23 protein-coding genes are annotated in these 23,819 nt (G+C 36.7%); 9 read left to right on the top strand and 14 right to left on the bottom strand.

Annotated features, from left to right (window positions below):
- Positions 1–61 precede the first annotated feature (61 nt).
- From AC0VXV_RS17345 to AC0VXV_RS17355, 3 genes are all read right to left on the bottom strand, one after another.
- Complete coding sequence (locus AC0VXV_RS17345; RefSeq protein WP_475529430.1) at positions 62–988, bottom strand: polysaccharide deacetylase family protein; 927 nt, start codon at positions 986–988, stop codon at positions 62–64.
- Positions 989–992: 4 nt separating this feature from the next.
- Complete coding sequence (locus AC0VXV_RS17350) at positions 993–2,363, bottom strand: glycosyltransferase family 2 protein (protein ID WP_475529431.1); 1,371 nt, start codon at positions 2,361–2,363, stop codon at positions 993–995.
- Between the two features lie 86 nt (positions 2,364–2,449).
- On the bottom strand, positions 2,450–3,358 hold the full coding sequence (locus AC0VXV_RS17355) for a glycoside hydrolase family 16 protein (protein WP_475529432.1): 909 nt from the start codon (positions 3,356–3,358) through the stop codon (positions 2,450–2,452).
- Between the two features lie 238 nt (positions 3,359–3,596).
- Between AC0VXV_RS17355 and AC0VXV_RS17360 the strand changes: the two genes are divergently transcribed.
- A complete protein-coding gene (locus AC0VXV_RS17360) occupies positions 3,597–3,833 on the top strand; it encodes a carboxypeptidase (protein ID WP_475529433.1) in 237 nt (78 codons plus the stop codon).
- Positions 3,834–3,856: 23 nt separating this feature from the next.
- Here AC0VXV_RS17360 and AC0VXV_RS17365 read toward each other — a convergent pair whose 3' ends face one another.
- Positions 3,857–5,008 carry an MFS transporter gene (locus AC0VXV_RS17365; protein ID WP_475529434.1) on the bottom strand — a complete coding sequence of 384 codons (1,152 nt, stop codon included), beginning with the start codon at positions 5,006–5,008 and terminating at the stop codon, positions 3,857–3,859.
- A gap of 452 nt (positions 5,009–5,460) precedes the next feature.
- Here AC0VXV_RS17365 and AC0VXV_RS17370 point away from each other — a divergent pair, with 452 nt between their 5' ends.
- Together AC0VXV_RS17370 and AC0VXV_RS17375 are read left to right on the top strand one after the other, a co-directional pair.
- The gene (locus AC0VXV_RS17370; RefSeq protein ID WP_079523630.1) at positions 5,461–5,646 is read left to right on the top strand and encodes an SE1561 family protein; all 186 of its coding nucleotides are present in this window, start codon (positions 5,461–5,463) and stop codon (positions 5,644–5,646) included.
- A 257-nt stretch (positions 5,647–5,903) separates the two neighbouring features.
- Positions 5,904–7,442 (top strand): fumarate hydratase, encoded by a 1,539-nt coding sequence (locus AC0VXV_RS17375; RefSeq protein ID WP_475529435.1) that lies wholly within the window; start codon positions 5,904–5,906, stop codon positions 7,440–7,442.
- Between the two features lie 404 nt (positions 7,443–7,846).
- Here AC0VXV_RS17375 and AC0VXV_RS17380 read toward each other — a convergent pair whose 3' ends face one another.
- On the bottom strand, positions 7,847–9,226 hold the full coding sequence (locus AC0VXV_RS17380; protein WP_475529436.1) for an L-cystine transporter: 1,380 nt from the start codon (positions 9,224–9,226) through the stop codon (positions 7,847–7,849).
- A gap of 217 nt (positions 9,227–9,443) precedes the next feature.
- Here AC0VXV_RS17380 and AC0VXV_RS17385 point away from each other — a divergent pair, with 217 nt between their 5' ends.
- Entirely contained in the window at positions 9,444–11,348 is a 1,905-nt protein-coding gene (locus AC0VXV_RS17385) for a heavy metal translocating P-type ATPase (RefSeq protein WP_475529437.1), read from the top strand.
- A gap of 55 nt (positions 11,349–11,403) precedes the next feature.
- On the opposite strand, the gene AC0VXV_RS17390 is transcribed toward AC0VXV_RS17385, so the two are convergent.
- Positions 11,404–12,750, bottom strand: a complete 1,347-nt coding sequence (locus tag AC0VXV_RS17390) for a GntP family permease (RefSeq protein ID WP_475529438.1) — start codon at positions 12,748–12,750, stop codon at positions 11,404–11,406.
- A 15-nt stretch (positions 12,751–12,765) separates the two neighbouring features.
- The gene (locus AC0VXV_RS17395) at positions 12,766–13,884 is read right to left on the bottom strand and encodes a glycerate kinase (protein ID WP_475529439.1); all 1,119 of its coding nucleotides are present in this window, start codon (positions 13,882–13,884) and stop codon (positions 12,766–12,768) included.
- Between the two features lie 125 nt (positions 13,885–14,009).
- Here AC0VXV_RS17395 and AC0VXV_RS17400 point away from each other — a divergent pair, with 125 nt between their 5' ends.
- Entirely contained in the window at positions 14,010–15,092 is a 1,083-nt protein-coding gene (locus AC0VXV_RS17400; protein ID WP_475529440.1) for a CdaR family transcriptional regulator, read from the top strand.
- Positions 15,093–15,145: 53 nt separating this feature from the next.
- On the opposite strand, the gene AC0VXV_RS17405 is transcribed toward AC0VXV_RS17400, so the two are convergent.
- Together AC0VXV_RS17405 and AC0VXV_RS17410 are read right to left on the bottom strand one after the other, a co-directional pair.
- Entirely contained in the window at positions 15,146–16,081 is a 936-nt protein-coding gene (locus AC0VXV_RS17405; RefSeq protein ID WP_475529441.1) for a YihY/virulence factor BrkB family protein, read from the bottom strand.
- A 54-nt stretch (positions 16,082–16,135) separates the two neighbouring features.
- Positions 16,136–16,465, bottom strand: a complete 330-nt coding sequence (locus tag AC0VXV_RS17410) for a YtxH domain-containing protein (RefSeq protein WP_475529442.1) — start codon at positions 16,463–16,465, stop codon at positions 16,136–16,138.
- Between the two features lie 184 nt (positions 16,466–16,649).
- Between AC0VXV_RS17410 and AC0VXV_RS17415 the strand changes: the two genes are divergently transcribed.
- Positions 16,650–16,871 (top strand): DUF1128 domain-containing protein, encoded by a 222-nt coding sequence (locus AC0VXV_RS17415; RefSeq protein ID WP_079523640.1) that lies wholly within the window; start codon positions 16,650–16,652, stop codon positions 16,869–16,871.
- Positions 16,872–16,957: 86 nt separating this feature from the next.
- Here AC0VXV_RS17415 and AC0VXV_RS17420 read toward each other — a convergent pair whose 3' ends face one another.
- The 4 genes from AC0VXV_RS17420 to motA all read right to left on the bottom strand — a co-directional run bounded on the left by AC0VXV_RS17420 (position 16,958) and on the right by motA (position 20,665).
- Positions 16,958–17,866, bottom strand: coding sequence for a pseudouridine-5'-phosphate glycosidase (locus tag AC0VXV_RS17420; protein WP_475529443.1), 909 nt, complete (start codon positions 17,864–17,866; stop codon positions 16,958–16,960).
- A complete protein-coding gene (locus AC0VXV_RS17425; RefSeq protein ID WP_475529444.1) occupies positions 17,866–18,954 on the bottom strand; it encodes a carbohydrate kinase in 1,089 nt (362 codons plus the stop codon). The genes AC0VXV_RS17420 and AC0VXV_RS17425 overlap by 1 nt, the downstream gene beginning before the upstream one ends.
- A 174-nt stretch (positions 18,955–19,128) precedes the next feature.
- The gene (motB, locus tag AC0VXV_RS17430) at positions 19,129–19,881 is read right to left on the bottom strand and encodes a flagellar motor protein MotB (protein WP_475529445.1); all 753 of its coding nucleotides are present in this window, start codon (positions 19,879–19,881) and stop codon (positions 19,129–19,131) included.
- Complete coding sequence (motA, locus tag AC0VXV_RS17435; RefSeq protein WP_475529446.1) at positions 19,865–20,665, bottom strand: flagellar motor stator protein MotA; 801 nt, start codon at positions 20,663–20,665, stop codon at positions 19,865–19,867. Before motA ends, motB begins: the two co-directional genes overlap by 17 nt.
- 191 nt (positions 20,666–20,856) lie before the next feature.
- Here motA and AC0VXV_RS17440 point away from each other — a divergent pair, with 191 nt between their 5' ends.
- The 3 genes from AC0VXV_RS17440 (at position 20,857) to AC0VXV_RS17450 (ending at position 23,190) form a co-directional block, all read left to right on the top strand.
- Positions 20,857–22,092 carry an aminopeptidase gene (locus tag AC0VXV_RS17440; protein ID WP_475529447.1) on the top strand — a complete coding sequence of 412 codons (1,236 nt, stop codon included), beginning with the start codon at positions 20,857–20,859 and terminating at the stop codon, positions 22,090–22,092.
- A 164-nt stretch (positions 22,093–22,256) separates the two neighbouring features.
- On the top strand, positions 22,257–22,457 hold the full coding sequence (locus AC0VXV_RS17445) for a hypothetical protein (RefSeq protein ID WP_340716446.1): 201 nt from the start codon (positions 22,257–22,259) through the stop codon (positions 22,455–22,457).
- 163 nt (positions 22,458–22,620) lie between these two features.
- On the top strand, positions 22,621–23,190 hold the full coding sequence (locus AC0VXV_RS17450) for a beta-class carbonic anhydrase (protein WP_475529448.1): 570 nt from the start codon (positions 22,621–22,623) through the stop codon (positions 23,188–23,190).
- Between the two features lie 50 nt (positions 23,191–23,240).
- On the opposite strand, the gene AC0VXV_RS17455 is transcribed toward AC0VXV_RS17450, so the two are convergent.
- Entirely contained in the window at positions 23,241–23,801 is a 561-nt protein-coding gene (locus tag AC0VXV_RS17455) for a GNAT family N-acetyltransferase (protein WP_475529449.1), read from the bottom strand.
- Positions 23,802–23,819: the final 18 nt, after the last annotated feature.

Consider the following 23,819-nt stretch of genomic DNA (forward strand, 5'->3'; position numbering starts at 1 on the left):
ATCTAAGCTCTGCCCCTTCATATAATTGCTGCAAAGAACAGTTAGTTTAACGTATGGATAACTAGTCAAGGCTTTGCTCTAAAATATATTTAAAATCCTTTAGAGTATAAAATGGATAAATCCCCTGTCTAGGAATTTCCAGGATGTGTTGTGATGATTCAGCGTATCCAGGCTTAATGGTAAAAGCCATTCTAATATCCAACTCTCTTAATATATCTAATGTATTGGTATTATAACTCCCGTAAGGAGCTGCAAAGGCGATTGAATTTCCTAACCATTTCTTTGCTTTAGCAATATCCCCCTTCACCTTTTCAACATCATATGATACTAAGTATGATTCTCCGTTATCGTAAATCTTATGAAATGAGTGGGTATGGTTTTCATAATCAAAGACATCCGCTGCTTCCTTTAATTCTTCAATGCTTGCATATTGGTGATTAAGAGGGTTATATAAAACGGTTTTATCTGTAATCAAGCTAGTAATGATAAAATTAACAGCATTATACCCATGATTTCGTAAAATTGGATAAGCAAATTCAAATATATTTTTATATCCATCATCGAATGTAATTAAAACACTTTTTTCTGGAACCTTCTTCTGGTTGTTCATAAAAAATTCGAATTCCTTTAATGATAAAACAGTATAATTTTGATCCTTTAAATAATTCATTTGTTCAATAAATTGCTCAAGTGTTACAACTTCATCAATTATTTTCCCCGCTTCTGTAAAGTGGTGATCTTTTAATTGATTCTCTGGAATAATTTGATGATACATTAAAACAGTTACCTTTTCCGCATATTCCTCAAAATCGGAAAAATCACGATTAATTGAAATGGCCGAAATGTTTGCATCACTTAATGGTTCTTTAGCCGCTACATAGTGATCATCGAAAGATAAAATGTAATTGTAAAGTATATAACATAAAGGTATAAATATAGTGAGGAAAGTGAGGGTAAATAAAAAGTTTGATATGATGTGTTTTTTCAATACATTAACCTCCAAGAGTATCTTTCATATTAATTTCCACTCTGGTATTAAGCATTATTGGCTGTCCAATACGTTCTGAAGGGTTCCATCCATCCTTTTTAAAAAAGTAAAGAATTGTTCCAAAAGAAACAAAAAATAACTCTGTTAGTCGATAGAAAATTACCTCAAATGGTAAAAATAAAAAAAGCAGTAATTTATCTTTTAAGCTATAACTGTGCCCAAATCTTTTTGAAACTAGTAATGAAGCTATCACCTGCATGATGACTAATACAAATGACATCATAAAAAGAATAAGGAAAAACTTAATATGATTTATAGAAAAGAGTATGAGAATTGGCATCATGAGGGTTGGGAAGGCAGAGAGTGTTCCAAGGAGTAGTGAGTCTAGAAGTAAGTAGGTTGATACTTTAAAATTCATTTTTCGAAACAATGATTTACGATAGGTTATAATGCAATCTATAAACCCTTTTTGCCAACGGATCCGCTGGCTGTATAAACTTTTGAAACTTGAAGGGCATTCGGTATAACAAACTGCTTCAGGTACAAATACAATTCGTTTATTCTTTAAACAGGTACTGATTAATTCATGAATCCTCAAAGTGATTTCCATATCTTCACCGACTGTTTTTCTAAAGCCTTTTATTTGATTTAGCACATCTCTTCGAAAAGCACCGAATGCTCCAGCTATCACTGTAATAGATCCTAGTTTTGATTGAGTAGTTTTGTGTAAATAAAATGCAGTTAAATATTGCACTACTTGATAGCGGATTATGCTGGGGATTTTAAAAAAAGGAGTTAGTTTTTCACCACTGTGTTTAAAACCTTGAACAACCTTCACTAATCCGCCTGCCGCAATCACTGAATCATCTGAAAATACTCGATTCATTTCATTTAATGAGTTTTGATCGAGAATGCTATCGGCATCTAATGTAATTACAATTTCGTTCATCGCAAAGTCTATGCCAGTATTAAGAGCATCAGCCTTTCCACCATTGTCCTTATCGACTATCCATATATTAGGATGTTTTTGTGAATAGTAAATGTTCTTTACCTTCTCATAATTTAGCAATCCTGAATTAGACCTGGTGGTTTTGATCAGTCTAAGATGTTTGTGGAGTATTTCAAGGGTGTCATCGGTGGAACCATCATTTATAAATAGGACCTCAAAATTGGTATAATTTAAATTGTTAATTCCAACCAAACAATTTTCAATTACAAGTGCCTCGTTATAGGCAGGGATTAATATACTAATACCCTTTTCTTTTGAAGGACAGCCATCCGTTTGCTCTCGGAGGGTATATAACGGCACAAATATGTAAAATATATGGAACAAAATAAAAATACAGAAAAAACCAATTGTTATAGTTAAAAACATTATTATAACCTCCAGTTACATAAAAGTATCTCTTTGGGATGAAAAGTAAGTAACAAATAATTAAAGTGTTAAAAACCATATTAGAATTAGTTTTCTCTATTTCTTTTAAAAACCTTTACATAGTCAATTTCATAAATGACTGGGAAAACCGTAGTGTGATCCGGTGTTCCAGGCCAATTTCCTCCAACAGCAGTATTTAAGTATAAATACATGTTCTCATTAGGAAAGTATTTAGTTGATCTGAATCTTTCTATTCCGTCAATAAACCACGTAATCGAATCTGGCGACCATTCAACACTAAAAGTATGGAAATCTTTAGAAAAGTCTTCACCTGTAAAGGAAGAAAAATCACTCTTTAACTTCCCTTTTTCACCCAGCCAATGTGAAACCATCCAGATTTCATTAGGTTGGTGACCTAGCATTTCCATTATGTCAATTTCCGGTAACCAAGTATCTTCTTTATCAGTTATCATCCAAAAGGCGGGGAATATCCCTTGACCAGCTGGTAACTTAGCCTTCATTTCAGCTTTTCCATACAAAAAGTCAAATTTCCCTTTTGTGTGAACTGCACCGGAGGTATATTCCTTCCCTTTATACCTTTCATTTTTACTTATCAACTTTAGGACACCTTCTTCAACCTTGACGTTATTAGAAGTGTAATATTGTAGTTCGTTATTTTTCTCAGCTGCGAAATCTTCTATATTCCAATTGTTTAAATTTAAACAATTGCCCTCAAATTCATCTTGCCAAATCAATACCCAATCATCATAATTCGACGTTAATGGATTTTTAGATTCAACAAATGTAGGAGTTTCTTTTAAACAGCTATTATTATCATTCGTTAATATGACTGTTTCGTCAGGTTTTTGGTTACCTAGCTCAATTAGAGGTTTAAGCATTTTATCCTCGGTATCATTAGAAATTAAATTGAGTAGGGTGAGGAATATTACCAAAGAAATTACTGTTAAGAAAAAAAATTTATAAAGTCTCTTCATTAATTCTCTTCACTCCCCAAGTAAGATATTCTTTTTAAGTAAACAATATGCCAAAACACCTACACTTTAGAAATAAATGATATGTATTTTTTAAAATGAAATCTATATACCTTTTGAAGCAATATTAAGGTGTTCGTCAATGCTCTTGAAGGACAAACTTTTGAGCGGGTCATTTTAGTAGAACCTCCCCCACTTCTTTACTTTTCATGTAAAATAGAAATTGCCAGGAGGTATTAATATGAAAAACTTTCTATTTGTAGTGATCACTTTTATTATTTCTTATTGGGCAATCTCATCTTTTGCAGGCTTCATCTTCCCAAGCAATGATGAAAATTCAGCTACTTCAGCAAGCTCACTTCAAGCTGCTGTGACATTTGGTGGTGTAAACTATTTAAATGTGTTCATCTACATAATTTTAGCAATGATTTTTACAGCAATAGTCTTCTTTTCAATAAAAAGCAGACGTTCCAATTAGGAGAACGTCCGCTTTTTATATAGCTATTTTTTCGATTTACCGAAAAACTGAATGATAACTGCTACTGTCAGAAGCATGAGCGAAATAACAAATAAAAACCCATTACTCGGGAAAATTTCCAAATATAATCCTCCTAAAAGTGGGCCTGTCAAACTGCCTAAACTGAAGAAAATGCCACAAAGCAAGTTTCCTGTCGGCAACAGCTCTTTCGGAGTCAAATCGGTCATATATGTGATACCGAGCGAGAACATCGATCCTACACACATACCTGCAAAAAAGAATACTGCCGCTACAAACAATTCGGAATGCTCGAAGAAGTTTCCTATTAGGAAAAAGATGCTTCCGGCAAGCAATCCTGAAACAATGACTTTATGACGACCAATTTTATCTCCTAATGCACCAAGCGGAAACTGCATTACAATCGCACCGATTGAAAACCCAGCCAAAATAACAGATACATAAGCTACGTCAAAATCTTTTCGTAACGCATATACCGGGAATAAAGCATTTAAGGATGACTCTAAAAATCCATAAACAAAAGGCGGTAAAAAGGCTATCCAGCCGTACTTTATAGCAAGACTATAACGCTTGAAACCCGACTCATTCGCATCTCCTGCCAATGCTTCCGGTTTTTCGTTTTTCACGAAAAAGATTAACGACCATGCTAATAAACATAAGGCCGAAGAAATAATAAACGGAAAACTTTCCGAAATTTTAATTAGCGGGACAAACAATGGGCCGACAGCAAAGCCTACACCAAAAGATATGCCGTATATGGACATGCTTTTACCCAGTTTGTGTGTAGCTGTTGTTGAAGTAATCCAAGTTTGTGTAGAAAAATGCAGTGCATGATCCCCGATACCGATTAACAGACGGAGAATAAACCAAAACATAACACTTTTCCATAATGGAAATAAAAACAGTGACACGAAAACAAGTGCCCCACCTAATAAAATAATTGGTTTATAACCATATTTACGTAATGGCTGCTCGATAAATGGCGAGATCAATAATGTACCTATGTATAAACCTGTTGCATTCAGACCATTGAGCGTTGAGGATACGCCATCCCCTTCAAAAATCACTGAAATCAAAGGTAAAAGCATTCCTTGCGAAAATCCTGAAATTGATACAATAATAACTAAAATAGCAAATCTGCGTTGTTCATAACTCATTTTAATTTTTCTCCCTTAGTTCATACAAATTATCGTATCACAGCTTTTAGGAGAAATAAAAGTAAACTCAAAAACCCTAGCTAACTTTATCTCTAAAAGTTAACTAGGGTTTTAAATATCACTATATTCCATTTCTGCGTTGCGTAAACAGTCGTATCGGCAATTAGCCGTAAATGTTTAAACTTCCTCCTTTTCCTGAGTTTGTCTATACATGTTTTTTCCGACCATCTCCTTTATATTTAAGTATGAATTTACTTTATCACAACACTTCAATAATGTAAATATTCAAAATTAACGGAATCTTAAAATAATTAACAAGTACTATACAATTTCCTATTTTTTAAAGTTAATTTAATAGATTGGTCCGGTATATACTACAAGTTGTTGTTTAACTTTTAGAAAAGAGCGTAGTATAATATTAATAAGTCAATACAGAAGGAGCATCATACATTATGAAGCCAATTACAAACAAAGAACAACAAGTAACATATTTAAAAGAACGCCTGGAAATTTTCCTAGAAGTGCTTGATGCAATCGATCCTGAAACGACGGAAATTGAAGATATTGATCGCTTAATTCAAATGATGGATGATTTAGAAGAAAAAATGGACCAATTCCAATCTCGCGAAGAAAAATAGAAATTCGAGCAATACCTGTACGATGGGTATTGTTTTTTTCGTTCTTTTGACTAGTTCTGCTATTTTTCGCCGTTTTTTCTTTTAATCTTACAAACATTCATGTAAGCGCTCTTTTTTTTCCACTTTAAAAGAGTTATAATGTAAGATGGATTATTAAGAAAGACGTAACATTCACTCCTTCGTGAAAGTTTTGTACTGACTTATATCAAGTTTTTCACTGATCAAAATACACATATTTTTCTGGGGGGAAAAATAAGATGGCATACTTAGAAACTTTAGAAAAAAGTCTTTATTCTTTAGTAACTGAAACATCTACTAACTTACCAAAAGACGTTCGTCGTGCTATTAAAGCTGCAAAAGAAGCAGAAAATGCTGGTACACGTGCAGCGATGTCTTTAGACACAATCACTACAAATATTGTAATGGCAGAAGATAATGTATCTCCAATTTGTCAAGATACAGGTCTACCAACATTTAAAGTATATACTCCGGTTGGCGTAAACCAAATTGAAATTAAAAAAGCAATCCAAACTGCAATTGCTGCAGCTACAGGTGATGCAAAATTACGTCCAAACTCAGTTGATTCACTAACTGGTAAAAACTCTGGAACAAACATTGGTGCTGGCCTTCCAGTAGTAAAGTTTGAGCAATGGGAAAATGACTATATTACAGTGAAACTTATTTTAAAAGGCGGCGGCTGTGAAAACAAAAATATCCAATATTCTTTACCTACTGAATTAGAAGGTTTAGGACGTGCTGGTCGTGACTTAGACGGTATCCGTAAATGTATTTTACATTCTGTATGGCAAGCACAAGGACAAGGCTGTTCTGCTGGTTTCATCGGTGTTGGTATCGGTGGTGACCGCTCTTCAGGTTACGATCTTGCAAAAGAGCAGTTATTCCGTCACGTTGATGATGTGAATCCAATCGAAGACTTAGCAAAACTAGAAAAGTATATTGTAGAAAAATCAAATACATTCGGTGTTGGTACGATGGGCTTCGGCGGTGAAGCGACATTACTAGGTTGTAAAATCGGTGTAATGGACCGCTTACCAGCTTCATTCTTCGTATCTGTAGCGTACAACTGTTGGGCTTACCGTCGTATGGCAATCGATATCGACCCTGCGACTGGTGAAATCACAAACTGGCACTACCAAGAAGGTGAAAAAATTACTTTCCGCGATGAAGAAAAACAAGACAACTCTGACAACAAAGTAGTTGAATTAGTTGCACCGATTACTGAAGAAAAAATTCGTTCACTTAAAGTTGGGGACGTAGTAAAAATTTCTGGCCGCATGTACACAGGTCGTGACGCAATCCACCACCACTTAATCGGTGAAGGTGTTGAAGCGCCAGTAGATTTAGATGGTCAAATTATTTACCACTGTGGTCCGGTAATGGCTAAAGACGAAGCAGGCAACTGGGTAGTTAAAGCTGCTGGTCCAACAACTTCAATTCGTGAGGAGCCATACCAAGGCGATATCATGAAAAAATTCGGTATCCGTGCTGTTATGGGTAAAGGCGGTATGGGACCAAAAACACTTAAAGCTTTAGAAGAACACGGTGGCGTTTACTTAAACGCCATCGGTGGTGCTGCTCAGTACTATGCGGACTGCATCAAATCAGTTGACGGTGTAGACTTAATGGAATTCGGTATTCCAGAAGCTATGTGGCATTTAACAGTAAAAGACTTTACTGCTGTTGTAACGATGGACTCTCATGGTAACTCATTACATGCTGATGTAGAGAAATCTTCTTTAGATAAACTAGCACTGCATGCAGAGCGTGTATTCTAATAGATAAGAAAAACGACTTCTACCGCTAATGGTTGAAGTCGTTTTTTTATCCCGCTTTAAATTACATATAATTCTAACTATTCTTTTTATTGGTATGCTATACTATTTTATTATATAAGGTATAGGTGGTGTTTTATGTTCTATATTAAGATATTGATCAATGCATTATTTATAGCTGCTCAAATACGCGTGAGTACGAAATATCAGTATAAACGCAGTTTCCTTGTTGCTCTTTTGTATACGATTTATGTTAGTATTATTCTCCCTTATGTAACTTTTGAATATATATATCTATACCTTTCATTAATGCTTTGGCTATTTTTCAGCGCAAGCTTTTTTATGCGGGATCGATTGTTTAGTTAAAAAAAAGCAGTACAGAATTTAATCTGTGCTGCTTTTTAATGTTATTGAACTAATTGTGTATCAGCTGGTTCATTGTAGATTGTTGTATCGAGCTCTTTTGTTGCACGGCTTGATACGACACCCGAAACCATTGACCCACTTACATTAAGTGCTGTACGACCCATGTCGATTAACGGTTCTACCGAAATTAAAACACCCGCTAAAGCTATCGGTAAATCCATTGCAGATAATACGATAATGGCTGCGAATGTCGCACCACCACCTACACCTGCCACACCAAACGAACTAATCGCCACAATTAAAATTAAGGTTGCGATAAAGCCAGGTGTTAAAGGATCGATACCAACTGTCGGTGCAATCATTACGGCCAACATTGCCGGATATACACCCGCACAACCGTTTTGCCCGATTGAAAGACCAAACGAGGCAGCAAAGTTGGCAATTCCATCAGGTACACCAAGACGCTTTGTCTGTGTTTGAATATTTAACGGTAAAGCCCCTGCACTTGAACGTGAAGTAAAGGCAAATAGTAATACTTCTGCTGTTTTCTTCAAATAAGTTAATGGACTTAAACCTGTTAATGCCACAATGATTAAATGCAGAATGAACATAGCGATCAATGCCACATAAGAAGCCAGGATGAATTTACCTAAATCCATAATCGCCCCTAAATCACTCGTTGCAACTGTACGTGCCATAATGGCAGCTACACCATATGGAGTCAAACGTAAAATAATACGTACAACACCCATAATTAAACCGTAAAGTGCATCGACACCTTTTTTTACATTTGCCGCCGTTTCTTCTTCTTTTCGACGGAGTGTTAAATAACTAAATCCTAAAAATGCTGCAAATATTACAACCCCAATTGTTGACGTTGCACGTGATCCTGTTAAATCCGCAAATGGATTTGCAGGAAACATCGATAAAATCTGTTCCGGTAAGGGTGTTACTTCCGCAGAACGTTCAACCAATGATTCTCCACGGGCTTTTTCAGCTTCACCTTGCATAATTTGAGATGCATCTAAATCAAACAGAACTGTTGATGCAATACCTAAACCCGCTGCAACAGCAGTTGTGCCGATTAATACTGATAAAATAACTGCTGCTGACTTACCTAAGTTTTTACCGAATGTAACTTTTGTAAATGCAGCTAATATCGAGATGAACACTAAAGGCATTGCAATCATCTGAAGTAACTTTACATAGCCGGTTCCGACGATGTTATACCATGGAACAGTTTCATTAATAGCATCTGCCCCTGCCCCATAGGCAAATTGTAAACCTACCCCAAGTAAAATACCTAACCCTAAGGCAATAAAAACACGATTTGAGAACTTAACATGCTTCTTTTTAAGGAAATATAAAAAAGCAATGACGATTAACAGCAAAGCAATATTAAGCAATACGTAGAAATTCAAAGTAAACTCCTCCAATTTAATAAATTGTACTCCATTATATTACTCTATAATCCTTATAAGTCAAGTTGGCATTATTTTTTTTTAATTCTCTATTGTATGTTATTTACAAAATAAGTTACCTATATTATAATAATTCTAAATAAGAAATCATTCTAATCTAATTGAAATCCATTATCAGTCCTTATTAATATTAATAATCATTATCAAGGAGGTATTTATGAATAATTCTAATCGAGAAAATTTATCATTAAATGAGAAAATCCTAGAGCATAAAGAATTAATTGCTGCTTTAGTATCCGGCTTTATCATTTTGCTCGCGTGGCGAATGGAATCAACAGAACAAACGACAGCTGCTGTAATTGCATATTTAACAGCATTTTTTATCGGTGGCTACGCAAAAGCAAAAGAAGGCATTGAAGATACAATTGAAAGTAAATCTTTAAATGTAGAAATTTTAATGATTATCGCTGCCATTGGTTCTGCCATTATCGGTTACTGGATGGAAGGCGCTGTATTAATCTTTATATTTGCCTTAAGTGGTGCACTTGAAACATATGCAATGAATAAAAATAATCGTGAAATCTCTTCATTAATGGAATTACAGCCAGAAGAAGCATGGCTTGTACGAGGCGGGTTTGAACCGATTAAAGTTTCTGTAAAAGACTTGAAGGTAAACGACCATATTCTAGTAAAGCCAGGCGAACGTATTCCAGCTGATGGCGAAATTTTTAAAGGTGTCTCAACAGTCGATGAGGCAGCGATTACCGGTGAATCAATGCCGATCACTAAAAATGTAGGGAATGAAGTTTTTGCAGGTACAGTAAATTTAAACAGTGTATTAACCGTAAAAGTAACGAAGCCCAGTTCCGAAACGTTATTCCAAAAAATCATTACACTTGTTCAATCTGCACATAGTGAAAAATCACCTTCACAACAGTTTATTGAACGCTTTGAAAGTGTGTATGTAAAAGCTGTATTATTGGCCGTAGCACTTATGATGTTTTTACCGCACTATTTATTAGGCTGGGACTGGACGACAACTCTGTACCGCGCAATGGTATTACTAGTAGTTGCTTCTCCTTGTGCATTAGTCGCTTCTATTATGCCGGCTACACTTTCTGCTATTTCCAATGGTGCAAGAAACGGGATACTTGTTAAAGGTGGTGTGCATTTAGAGCATTTAAGCGCTATTCGTGTATTGGCTGTGGATAAGACCGGTACATTAACACAAGGAACACCTGTTGTGACGGATTTTATTGTACGTGATGATTTAGACAAACAACAGACGTTAGCATTAATAGCAGGGATCGAGGGACAATCAAACCACCCCCTTGCACAGGCAATTAACGCATTTGCTAAAAAGGAGAATGTCATTACTCCGCACAATATTACTATTGAAGATATTCCTGGTTACGGGATGAAAGCGCAGTTTAATGAACAGTTCTTTTTAATCGGAAAACCTGACTTTGTAGGGGCAAATTTGGCAAATCAATTTGCTGGTGGAGCACTCGAACAATTAGCGAATGAAGGTAAAACCGTTGTCTTCCTGAAAGATCATCAAGGCATTGCAGCACTAATCGCCCTTAAAGATGTCGTTCGGGACGAGGCGAAAAAGGCGGTAGCTGCACTGCAAGAACTTGGGATAAACGTAGCCATGCTGACTGGTGACAATGAAACAACCGCAAAAGCGATTGCAAAAGAAGCGGGTGTTTCAACTTATGTAGCGGAGTGCTTGCCGGAAACGAAAGTCGAGCATATTAAGCAATATCAAAAAACATCCGGCCATGTCGGTATGGTTGGCGATGGCATTAATGATGCCCCTGCCCTAGCTACTGCCTCAATAGGTATTGCAATGGGCGGCGGTACAGATGTGGCACTAGAGACAGCGGATGTCATTTTAATGAAAAACGACTTATCTAAAATTGCTCATGCGGTTAAGCTTTCGCGAAAAATGCAGCGTATTGTGAAACAGAACATTATTTTTTCATTAACGGTTATTGCACTGCTGATTATTTCTAATTTTTTCCAAGCAATTAGCCTCCCTATAGGCGTTATCGGTCATGAAGGCAGTACAATTTTAGTTATTTTAAATGGATTACGCATGCTGAGTAAAAATGTTTAATTCAAGAATAAAAAGGTGCATCCCATTAGCAGGATGCACCTTTTTGCTTTCTCTATTAAACTAGTACAAACCATAAAGCCATTGTTACAATAATTGTTGTTAAACCCATCAGCAATGTTGCCATCGTTTGCGCTTTATATGCATCCGTTACTTTCATTCCACTGTATTGTGTAATTACCCAGAAGAAACTATCGTTTACATGGCTCACTGTCATAGAACCTGCACCAATTGCCATAACGACTAAAGCTAACGGTACTGCCCCTTCGATTCCTAAAGTCGGTAGCATCGGTGCGATTAAGGAAGATGTAATAACTAATGCTGCAGTTGACGAACCTTGTGCTGTTTTTAAAGCAGCGGCAATTAAAAACGGAATTAATAAAAATAATGCGCCTGTTGCTAATGCACCTAAATCCATTTCCTGCAGTTTATCACCGACGCCTGTATTTTTAATAACAGTACCAAATGCGCCACCAGCACCTGTGATTAATAAAATAGGCGCTGCTTCTTTTAATGCTTCACCAATCCAGTTTGATAATGTTTCTTCACTCAGTTCAGGCAATAGTAAAAATGCAGCAAATACCCCTAGTAAAAGTGCAACTGTCGGCGAACCGAGGAATCTGAAGAACATATTAATCCCTGCTTCCGGGTCACCTACTAATGCAGCAACGGAACCTGCCCCGATCAACACTATCGGCAACACAATCGGTAGGAATGATTTAAACGTAGAAGGCATTTTACCAAACGACTTAATAATTTCATCGTAATCTAATGCCGGTTCATCATCTGCCTCTACCCGAATTTTTGATGCTACTTTCGTCGCCCAAATATAGCCTACGATTGTTGCTGGAATAGCAACGATTAATCCGATTAAAATAATCGTGCCTAAATAATCTGCCGCGCCAATATTCCCTGCAGCCGCAATCGGTCCAGGAGTAGGCGGCACGAGTACGTGTGTTGCATATAAACCAGTAGCTAAAGCAACTGCCATTGAAGCAATTGTTACGCCAGCACGTTTAGCCAGCGCTTTCTTTAAACTCGTTAAAATAATATAACCTGAATCGCAAAACACCGGAATGGATACAATGTAGCCAATGATCGACATTGCTAATTGCGGTCGTTTCGGTCCGATTACCCGCAATACGACTTCAGCCATACGATATGCAGCACCGGACTTTTCCAATATAATTCCAATAATCGTACCTGCTACGATGACGATACCGATACTCGTCATCAGTCCTCCAAAACCGGTGTTAATACTCTCTACAACTGTTAATAAAGGCATACCTGCTGCAATACCAACAAAGAATGAACTAATTAATAATGCAAGAAAAGGATGCAGCTTTAGTTTTGCCGTTGCAAAGACAATGAACAACACACCAATCAGAATAATTAGAAACAACATTTCTTCCCCACTCCTTTATATTAATCTTTTTATTAAATCCATAACCTTTTGATCCAAATAAAAGCTTGGATTATTCAATGATTGCTCCGCTGAAATTTCATCACTAACAATGCTCTCAACCTGATGAAAATAGGTTTTTAGCATATGAGAATTTTCGATCATTCCTGAAAGTAAAATGGTAGGAACACCTTGTTCTTTAGCCAGCTTAGCAACCCCTATTGGAGCTTTTCCGGAAAGTGTTTGTTCATCCGATTTCCCTTCACCTGTTATGACAAAATCCGCATGTTCCAGATGATTTGAAAATTGCATTGCTTCCAGCACAATATCTACCCCAGGCTTAAATTGGTGCGGGAAAAATGCCATAAATGCAGAGCCTATTCCGCCAGCCGCACCAGCTCCTGCACAATAACGAACTGTTACGTTTTGCTGCGACTCGATTATAGTAATATAATGATTTAAATTTTGATCAAATATATTAATATCATGCGGATCTACTCCTTTTTGTGGACCAAATACAGAAGTAGCCCCATTTGAACCTATTAACGGATTATCTACATCACAGGCAATCATGAATGTGCTCTCAGAGATGCGTGAATCAAAATGAGAAAAATCGATTTTCTCGAGTTCCTTAAATTGAAATACATCATTTAAAATTTCCTTACCATCTTTCGCAATGAACTTCATTCCAAGCGCTCTAAGCATCCCTTGGCCACCGTCATTGGTAGCGCTTCCCCCGATACCGATAATAAAGTGACGATAACCTGAATTCATTGCATGCTGTATTAATTGACCCGTTCCATAAGTTGTCGCAAAACGGGGATTTTTTTCTTTTTCATCGATAAGTGTTAAACCTGAAGCTTGGGCCATCTCTATTACACAAGTTTTTCCATCACCGAGTACTCCATATTTAGCTTCAATCAGTTTCCCAAGAGGATTTTGAACAGATGCTGTCAAATACTTGCCCTTTGTTGCTTTGACTAATGCATCAAGTGTTCCTTCACCCCCATCTGCAATCGGTAAACAAATTGTTTCAATATTATTGTCCACCTTTTTAATCGCTTCCTTAATAACGGATGTAACCTCTCCGGAAGTCAACGTTCCTTTAAAGGAATCCGGGCTTATTATAATCTTCATTTGATTCCTCCCTCACATGAATAAAGCGCTTACAAAAATTATAGTGTTAAAATTCTGAATTTACTTTATACTTGGTGTATAATTTTTTTATAAATATTATTTTATTTTTATACGAGGTGTACAAATTGTTAACAATAAGGCTAGCAAACGAAATTGTAGAACAAACAATGTTACGGTTGAAGCGTAATGTAAATGTAATGAACATTGACGGTATCATATTAGCTTCCGGTGATAAGGAGCGGGTGGAAAAGTTTCATGAAGGTGCAAAGTATGTGGCGGAAACGAAGAAAACACTCATAATATCAGAAGACAATATAAATGAATTTCCTCAAACAAAGCATGGAATTAATTTACCGATCTTTTTTCAGGAGGAAATCGTTTGTATTATTGGAATTACCGGTGTGGTCGATGAGGAGCTGCTAAATATTTCTTCATTAGTTCAGTTAACAGCAGAAGTTTTAGTGCATCAGGCTCTTATTGAATCTAAAAGTGAGTGGCAGCGGAAAATGAGTGTACATATTTTTGAGGAACTAATTAGTGGCACATCCATAAATCGGGTTATAAAAGAACGGATTAATAAACTGTCCATTCCTTTTCTATCCCCATACTGCATCATATTATTGAAGGCCGAACAAAAGACTGGTTCCCACCGGACACTCATCCAATATATCGAGGACTTCTTTTATAACAAGCCCGTTATTTTCGGACATTTTCAGTTGGACGAATATTTTATTTTAACGACAGAAATGAATCAGCCTACTCTGTCTAAATTAGTGGAAGCTTTTAATACATATATAGGAAGCAAATTCAGTATAAAAATTGCTGTCGGTGAACATGTCAAAAATCTCGAAAGACTACCGCATTCCTATATAAAAGCACAGTTAGCTTTAAGGCATCATCATACCGTCTCGAAAGTAATTTACCATAAGGAAGTTGAAGTTTTCACATTATTTAATCCGGAGGCGGCCCAACACTACAGTATAAAAACATTGAACCGGCTTGATGATAAATTACTAGTTACACTGCAATGCTTTTTTAATAATAACAAGTCAGCTTCAGCGACTGCCGATGAGTTACAAATACACCGACATACGTTAGCTTACCGGCTTTCACAAATTAGAAAGCAAACCGAATTAAACCCTACTGAATTTCATGATGCGGTAAAACTGCAAATCGCACTATGGCATCGTGAAGGACTAAACATATAAAAAAAATGCCATTTCGATAAAAGAAATGGCATTTTTCCGTATCTAATCTCCACCTAAAACACAGGTGATTTAGCTTGCTTTTTACTTTCCTTGGCAAGTTGCCTTTTCTGGAATGACGCGTTTAGCAGTCCGCCCAATATAAGAATCATTCCAGTGAAATATAGCCAAAGCATTAAAATGATGACCCCACCAATACTTCCGTATGTTGAACTGTAATTTCCGAAATTGTTAATATAGAATGAGAATCCGTAAGTTAATACAAGCCAGCCTAAAGTCGCAAACACAGCTCCTGGAATAACACTAAACATCGTTAATCGCGGGTCTGTATTCGGAACAATCCAATACATAATTGAGATTACGAAGAAAATAAGTGTTGGCGGCGTAATCCAGCGCACAAAGTTCCAAATGCTTTCGAATGACTCCTCAACACCTAAATAGCCAAAAACGATATTACCGATCTGCTGACCAAAAACCGGGAATAACAGGGCTATTAAAATAACTGCTACTAATGCAATCGTAAAAACAAGAGACCATAAACGGTTTAAAAACCCTGCTCTACCTTCTACATCATAGGCACGGTTTAATGCTTTCATCAGTGCATCAACACCTCTTGAAGCAGACCAGAGCGTACCAATAATACCGATTGAAAGCAGACCGCCGTTTTGATTGTTCAAAACATCAGCTAGCGTGGTTTCGATCAGTCCATATACTTCTTCAGGCATAACATCACTTAAAAAATCGAATATTTGTCCTTGTTCCAAATTTAAATACGGTAAAAGCGTTACCATAAAAATAAGCATAGGAAAAAATGATAATAGGAAAAAATAGGCCAACTGTGCCCCCATGCCTGACATGTCCACATTTTTAATTCGATAGATTAAATCTTGGATGAACCCTTTTGTCGTCAATATATTTATTTGGCTGCGCTCCGGTGAAACATATGATTTAACAAGCGAAATCTTTTCTTTTAGTTCTTCCTTTTCTTCCATGCCACCACCACCTGTTCACATTATATTGATTCAGTGGATATCATGGACATCCGGTTACCCGATTTGATCATCCTTTTTCGAGAAAGCCTGAATCGTTTCTGAAACCATACTTTGAATTGTAGCAGGTAATTCTTTAATATCATTTTGATTTTGCATAATAGATTGGACACCATTATTTACTGTCCCATACAATGATTGTGCTTGTTCCATTTTTGTTTCTACCAATGCCATTAATTCATCCCGATTTTCAGCATAGTATGTTACTGTATCTTTTGCTTTCTTTGCTGTTTCTACAGTATGCTCCCGAGTTTGTTTGTCCAACATACTAATTGCTGCACCAGTTACGGCTCCAATCGCTATAAAAGGTAATAGTTTACTTTTCATTATTTTTTCTCCTCCTATATATGCTTTCGTATTCCCCTAATAATTTTTCATAAAACTTATCTATTTGTATTTTAACGAATGTTCGATATTATTAAAAGTATTCAGTAAACTTTAACCTGTTGACAAGATGATGGTTGCATGAAATGATATTTTTGTAAACATTGAAAGGTAGGGCACACAAATTATGGACTTATCAAATCCGTCGCAGCAAAATGTAATCTATATGATCGAGCAAATTAAAGAAAAACTTCGTATGGTAAATGTTGATGCTATGCAGTCTACTGCATTTGATGAAGAAAAATACGAAGATCTACAATATTTATATGAAATGGTTATGAAACGCGATTCATTTAGCCCAAGCGAAATGAATGCCATCGTAGCAGAATTAGGCGCCCTTCGTAAATAACATCAAATGTGTAATGTGAAAAAGAAGCTCATCGATTAATTCGACAAGCTTCTTTTTTTCATTTCCTATTCCCCAGGAAATATTAATTATTTATTTAATTCGACAGCGATTTTTGTACCTACACGGGCATTATGTTTAACAAGGGCAATATTTGCATCCAATGATTTACCTTCTGTCAGCTCTTTTACTTTGCCTAAAAGGAATGGTGTTACATTTTTGCCTGCGATACCTTGTTCTTTCGCTTCATTTAATGCATTTTCAATAATTCCGTCGATAACGCTTGATTCCATAGCATCTTCTACTGGAATTGGGTTTGCGATTAATGCACCGCCACGTAAACCTAGATCCCATTTTGCGCGTAAAATTGCGGCTGTTTCTTCTGCAGAATCAACACGGATATTTACATCGAATTCACTTTCACGTGCATAGAATGCAGGCAATTTATCTGTTCCGTAACCGATTACCGGTACACCTTTTGTTTCAAGGTATTCCAATGTTAAGCCGATATCTAAAATCGATTTTGCACCTGCACACACTACAGCTACATTTGTCATTGCCAGCTCTTCCAAGTCTGCAGAAATATCCATTGTTGTTTCAGCGCCACGGTGAACTCCGCCAATCCCGCCTGTTACGAATAATTCAATACCAGCAAGCTCAGCACAGATCATAGTTGCGGCTACAGTTGTTGCACCGATTTTTTTTGTTGCAAGTAAATAGCCAATATCACGACGGCTTGTCTTTGCTACACCTTGAGCATTACCGAACATTTCTAATTCTTCATCGGATAAACCGATTTTAATTTTCCCATCGATTAATGCGATTGTTGCTGGTACAGCACCGCCATCACGAATAATTTGTTCCACTTCACGAGCTGTTTGTACATTTTGTGGATATGGCATACCGTGTGAAATAATTGTAGATTCCAATGCGACGATTGGTAAGCCTTTCTCTTTAGCTTCTAATACCTCTTGTGAATATGATAAATATTGTTCCATTATAAATTCCTCCATTCAAGTAAGTTATCTTTTGTTAAATCTTCACGAACTGTTTTATCCGATTGCAATGTTTTTGATGCATTTACCAATCCGAGCTGGATCGCTTCTTCAAGCTCTTCATCGTTTAATACACCATGTAAAAAGGCACTGACAAATGCATCTCCGGCACCTGTAACATCGACAATATTTCTAGTTGCAATTGCCTTGTAATGTACTACATTACCTTTGTTACCTACCATTACTCCATGCTCGCCTAAAGTGAGCACAATATGCTCCGCTCCTTTTTGCAACAACATGCTAACAGCTTTTTCATAATGGCTATATGTTTCCAGCTTTATATTTAAATAGCTTTCCGCCTCATCACGATTGCAAATAAAGTAACGGACACCATGCAGGTCCTGCGACAAATTCTTCATCTTTGGTGACGAAACAGGGATAACCGCCAATGCGATATTACGCTCTATTGCGAATGTCCTAATATATTCTACTGTTTCTAGCGGGCTGTTTAAGTCAATGACAATACAGCTGGCATTTTGTAATATTGCTTCGTGCTTTTTTAAAACACTCGGCAACAACTTATCATAAATCGCCATATTTGCCATCGATATTACCAGTTCGCCCATATTATCAAGTACTGCTGTATAAGAACCTGTATTATAATCGCTTAATTTCTCTACTAAATCTACATTCATCATACTCTTACAATTTTGTTCAATAAATGCACTATCATGATCTTCACCCATTACAGTAATCAGTGAAACACGGTTGCCTAATCGCCCTAAGTTTTCTGCAATATTACGGGCTACGCCGCCTACAGATTCTGTAACAGTAGCAGGATTGGAAGTCCCTAATTGGACATTTTGCTCAATAGTGAATTTACGATCGATATTGGCACCACCAATTGCAATGATTTGATTTTTTTCCGGCAAAACATAGGCACGCCCTAAAATTTCCCCTCGTTTTATAAGCGAAGAAATCATATTAGCAAGCGCCGGCCTGGACATTCCAAGCTGTTCCGCCATTTCCTGTTGTGATAAGTAGGGATTCCTTTTTATTAATTGAAAAATTAATTTTTCCTTTTCATTCAACTTTATCACCTCGAATCAAACATTTGTTTATAATTATAAACTTTTGTTTACCCATTGTCAAATTAATACTAAATCTTTTCATCCAGTAGTATGGAAGTACTTTCTTCTTTTATGAGCAATGAATTTTAATAAAAAAAGCTGTTCAGAAGGTTCCCTTTCTGGACAGCTTTCTTACTATTCTACAATTATATCGCCATTTTCTGCTATACGTGGCTGTACGAGCACTTCAACACGGCGGTTTTTAGCTCTGCCTTCTTCATTATCATTCGTAGCAATTGGCTGGAATTCTCCAAAGCCTTTAACACTAAAGTATTTGGAATCAAGTCCTTCATTGCCCGAAACGATTTCCTTCATGAAATTTACTGCACGCATAACTGACAGATCCCAGTTAGAATCAAATTCCGGTGTTTTAATCGGTACATTATCTGTATGACCTGTAATGACAATATTACGCGGTGGATCAAACATTAATAGTTGAGCAAGCTCGTCAGCAATTGTTGCATATTCCGCTTTTACATCCGCTCGCCCCATATCGAATAAAATACTGTCCCGGATTGTAATCAATAATCCTTCTTCTGTCATTTTCGTTTCAAACTGATCTTCCAGTTCATTAATCGCGATAAACTCGTCCACACGGTTTTGCGTTTCATGCAGGCGTTCCTGATCCTCCATATATTTGGATAACCCTGTTGTTGAATTATCAGGTGGTTGTATGACAGATGAGTTGTCCATTACACCTGTGCCACCGGTAAAAATATTATTAAATACTGCTGACATTTGCTCTAATTTCTTCTCATCCACTGAGCTTGATGCAAAAAGTACAATAAATAACGCTAATAATAAAGTTAATATATCTGCATAAGGCACTAACCAGGACTCGTCAATATGCTCCTCATGCTTTTTATGTCTTTTACGCTTCTTTGCCAAGGCCACCCGCCCCGCTTTCGGTAATTTGCTTACGTTCTTCCATCGTTAAATATGAAGCCAGCTTCTGCTCGATCACACGAGGCGCTTCACCTTCAAGTACGGATAAAATCCCTTCAATCATCATCAGCTTTTGCTTAACTTCTACAGCAGATTTGCGTTTTAGCTTGTTGGCAAATGGATGCCATAAAACGTAACCTGTGAAAATACCCAATAACGTTGCAACAAAGGCCGCTGAAATGGCATGACCTAATTTATCAATATCAGACATATCTTTTAATGCAGCGATAAGACCTACTACTGCACCTAATACCCCAAGTGTCGGTGCATATGTACCCGCTTGCGAGAAAATGCCTGCTCCACTTGCATGGCGGTCTTCCAGCGCTTCAACTTCCTCTGTTAATACATCGCGAATATAGTCTGCGTTTTGACCATCAATCGCTAATGTTAAACCATTTTTTAAAAACGGATCTTCAATCTCAGCTGCTTTGCCTTCTAATGCCAATAACCCTTCACGACGAGCTAAATCTGCCCATTGTGAAAACATTTTGATCAAGTCGATATCACTTGCGAGTTTTGTTTCTGAAAATAAAATTTTAAATAGCTTTGGAATCCTTTTTAATTCCTTCATCGGGAAAGCGATTGTAACTGCAGCAATCGTACCGAAAATAATAATTAAAATCGCAGCAGGGTTTATTAACACTTCCGGTGTAACGCCTTTTAAGAACATCCCGACTAACAGGGCGATAAAGGCGATGATAACCCCAACAACTGATGATATATCCATATATAGTACCTCCAAATTACGATGTCTTTTCTTATTTCGGTATATTTAAATTTTTATTAACTTCCTTTACACTAGTTATAAGAAGATTTTTTTATTTTTGACACATTATTGTTCTTATCTAAGCTCGAATATGACTATTAATGTGTCAGGAATTAACTAATTTTTAAGAAAATTATTGGAGGAATGAATCAATGAATTCTATGTTCGAAGCAAATTTAACGAAATACGCAGAACTAGCAGTAAAAATCGGTGTCAATATTCAGCCGAATCAATATTTGTATATTGCTGCTTCTATCGAATCGGCACCTTTTGTACAAGTAGTGACAAAAATCGCTTATGAAATTGGAGCTAAACAAGTATTTGTAGATTATACAGATGATCAAATTACACGTGCTCGATATGAGTTGGCACCGGAAGATTCTTTCGACTTCTTCCCTCCTTGGAAAGTACAGGAGCGTGAATGGCTTGCTGAGGAAGGTGCGGCATTTATGAGCATCGTATCTCAAAGTCCGGATTTACTGTCGGGGATTGATTCAAAACGAATTGCAGCATTCCAGAAGGCTTCAGGCACTGCATTAAACAAATACCGTCAATATGTTCAGTCGGATAAAATTAGCTGGACGGTTATTGCAGCTCCATCAAAACAATGGGCTCGTAAAGTATTCCCGGATTTACCGGAAGAAAAGCAATTAGATGCATTATGGGATGCCATCTTTAAAGCGACACGTGCGGATCTGGATAACCCAGTAGAAGCTTGGGCACAGCATAATGACAACTTGCATGAAAAAGTTGATTACTTAAACAATAAAAACTATGCGAAATTGCATTATACAGCTCCTGGGACGGACTTGACGATTGAGCTTCCTAAAGGACATTTGTGGTGCGGGGCAGGCAGTATCAACGAAAAAGGCGAAGAGTTCATGGCAAATATGCCGACTGAAGAAGTTTTCACAGTACCGCATAAAGATGGTGTAAACGGGTATGTATCTAGTACAAAACCATTAAGCTATGGCGGTAATATTATCGACAACTTCAAACTTACATTTGAAAATGGGCGCATTGTTAAAGTAGAGGCCGAGCAAGGTGAAGAAGTGTTAAAAAATCTTGTTGCTACAGATGAAGGCTCACATTATTTAGGAGAAGTAGCACTTGTTCCATTCCATTCTCCAATTTCACAATCGAATATTTTATTTTACAATACATTATTCGATGAAAATGCATCTAACCATTTGGCAATCGGCAGCGCTTATGCATTTTGTATCGAAGGCGGAAAGTCAATGTCACGTGATGAGTTAAAAGCAAACGGTTTAAATGAAAGTATTACACATGTCGATTTCATGATCGGCTCTGAACAGATGAATATTGACGGAATTACTACAAATGGACAAGCTGAGCCAGTTTTCCGTAATGGGAACTGGGCATTTTAATAGCAAGATAGAATCCGTCTTTTAGCAATAAATAAAATTTTAAGATGTCGCCATATTTACAATTTTTTCTACATTAACTAACTAAATTACCCTACAATGTTCCAATTTTTTAGGTTATAATTGGTTAATGATTGTTATCACTAAAATAGAGAGGAGTTTTTATAATGTTTGATCACCATTATCCGTTCTTATCTGACTACTATACGGTAGTGTTAGGATTTACGGTAATACTTCTTGTATTCTTATTTATGTTTATTATGTATTTACGTATTGGTTTACAATCACACGACTCTGTTATAGTAGATTCAAAGGCAAACACATTTGCGCCAAACGAAAAATCATTGGATGGCCACCATCATCATTAAGTTTTTTACAACCACTCTAAAAGGTGGTTGTTTTTTTCGATAGCGGATTCTTGCTATACTTCTCTCTATTTAGTAGAAATTTAACTTTATTAATGCGCATTTATTTGAATTATCTAAAAAATATTTTAAAATATAAAAGAATCGAAAGGGGTTTGAAGAACAAATGTCTGCATTACAAACAATTTTAGAGTTTAACGGAAAATTCGTAGATGAAAAACAATATGAGCAGTATGCTACAACAAAATATCCTGATAAAAAAATTGTTGTTTTAACTTGTATGGATACACGTTTAGTTGAATTACTACCTAAAGCAATGAATTTGCGCAATGGGGATGTCAAAGTTGTAAAAAGTGCAGGGGCAATCGTAAATCACCCATTCGGCGGGATTATGCGTAGTTTACTTGTAGCGGTTTATGAATTACAGGCGGATGAAGTATATATTATCGGCCACTACGACTGCGGGATGAGTGCAGTTGATCCGAACGTAATGATCGGTCATATGCTTGAACGAGGGATTAAACAGGAAACGATTGATGTCATCAATTACGCTCGATTTGATTTAAAAGAATGGTTATGCGGTTTTGGGGATGTTGAAACAAGCGTATTAAAGAGTGTTGATTTAGTTAGAACACATCCGCTAATGCCAAAAGGTGTTCCTGTACATGGTCTTATTATCGATCCTGCAACAGGAAAGCTGGATTTGGTAACGGACGGCACAGTTGACCAAAAATAAATAATAAATGATAAACGACAGTGCTCTTCATAATGAACACTGTCGCTTTTTTATATTGTCGTCCCTTTATATTCCCGCTGCAAAATGGCGTACATATAATGGTCGACCCATTTTCCGTTTATATACAACAGCTCTCGCAATAACCCTTCCCTTGTAAAACCCGACTTTTCCAATACTCGAATGGAAGCTGAATTTGGTGGTGCAACATATGCCTCTATTCTGTGAAGATTCAATGTTATGAAAGCGAATTCCATAACTAGACGTACCGCTTCGGTCACAATTCCTCTACCTGTGAAATTCTCATCCATTGAATAGCCGATAAAACCGCTTGAATAAGGTAAACGTTTAATTGAATAGAGTGAAATATGCCCGATTAATTGACCTGTCGCATTGTAAAAAATTCCGAAAGAAAATTCCCGGTTTGTTTGCAGCAAATGTACGCTTTCCAAAATCTTATTATACTGTACTTGTTCTGTGTAAAATTCATCGCGATGTAATGGTTCAAATTCGGACCAATACATTTTATTGTCTCTTAATAATTTTGCCAACCCTTTCGCATCGGACGGGGTAAATGTGCGAAGCGAACATTGTTGCCCAATAAGTCGAACCATTGGACCCTCCTTCTTGTG

It is taken from the genome of Solibacillus sp. iso_87, from assembly GCF_056173085.1.

What these genes read in the sequence shown, in the direction of transcription:
- AC0VXV_RS17350 (WP_475529431.1), bottom strand. Translation starts at nt 2,363, where the DNA reads ATGTTTTTAACTATAACAATTGGTTTTTTCTGTATTTTTATTTTGTTC.
- AC0VXV_RS17355 (WP_475529432.1), bottom strand. Translation starts at nt 3,358, where the DNA reads ATGAAGAGACTTTATAAATTTTTTTTCTTAACAGTAATTTCTTTGGTA.
- AC0VXV_RS17360 (WP_475529433.1), top strand. Translation starts at nt 3,597, where the DNA reads ATGAAAAACTTTCTATTTGTAGTGATCACTTTTATTATTTCTTATTGG.
- AC0VXV_RS17365 (WP_475529434.1), bottom strand. Translation starts at nt 5,008, where the DNA reads ATGAGTTATGAACAACGCAGATTTGCTATTTTAGTTATTATTGTATCA.
- AC0VXV_RS17370 (WP_079523630.1), top strand. Translation starts at nt 5,461, where the DNA reads ATGAAGCCAATTACAAACAAAGAACAACAAGTAACATATTTAAAAGAA.
- AC0VXV_RS17375 (WP_475529435.1), top strand. Translation starts at nt 5,904, where the DNA reads ATGGCATACTTAGAAACTTTAGAAAAAAGTCTTTATTCTTTAGTAACT.
- AC0VXV_RS17385 (WP_475529437.1), top strand. Translation starts at nt 9,444, where the DNA reads ATGAATAATTCTAATCGAGAAAATTTATCATTAAATGAGAAAATCCTA.
- AC0VXV_RS17390 (WP_475529438.1), bottom strand. Translation starts at nt 12,750, where the DNA reads ATGTTGTTTCTAATTATTCTGATTGGTGTGTTGTTCATTGTCTTTGCA.
- AC0VXV_RS17395 (WP_475529439.1), bottom strand. Translation starts at nt 13,884, where the DNA reads ATGAAGATTATAATAAGCCCGGATTCCTTTAAAGGAACGTTGACTTCC.
- AC0VXV_RS17405 (WP_475529441.1), bottom strand. Translation starts at nt 16,081, where the DNA reads ATGGAAGAAAAGGAAGAACTAAAAGAAAAGATTTCGCTTGTTAAATCA.
- AC0VXV_RS17410 (WP_475529442.1), bottom strand. Translation starts at nt 16,465, where the DNA reads ATGAAAAGTAAACTATTACCTTTTATAGCGATTGGAGCCGTAACTGGT.
- AC0VXV_RS17415 (WP_079523640.1), top strand. Translation starts at nt 16,650, where the DNA reads ATGGACTTATCAAATCCGTCGCAGCAAAATGTAATCTATATGATCGAG.
- AC0VXV_RS17420 (WP_475529443.1), bottom strand. Translation starts at nt 17,866, where the DNA reads ATGGAACAATATTTATCATATTCACAAGAGGTATTAGAAGCTAAAGAG.
- motA (WP_475529446.1), bottom strand. Translation starts at nt 20,665, where the DNA reads ATGGATATATCATCAGTTGTTGGGGTTATCATCGCCTTTATCGCCCTG.
- AC0VXV_RS17440 (WP_475529447.1), top strand. Translation starts at nt 20,857, where the DNA reads ATGAATTCTATGTTCGAAGCAAATTTAACGAAATACGCAGAACTAGCA.
- AC0VXV_RS17445 (WP_340716446.1), top strand. Translation starts at nt 22,257, where the DNA reads ATGTTTGATCACCATTATCCGTTCTTATCTGACTACTATACGGTAGTG.
- AC0VXV_RS17450 (WP_475529448.1), top strand. Translation starts at nt 22,621, where the DNA reads ATGTCTGCATTACAAACAATTTTAGAGTTTAACGGAAAATTCGTAGAT.
- AC0VXV_RS17455 (WP_475529449.1), bottom strand. Translation starts at nt 23,801, where the DNA reads ATGGTTCGACTTATTGGGCAACAATGTTCGCTTCGCACATTTACCCCG.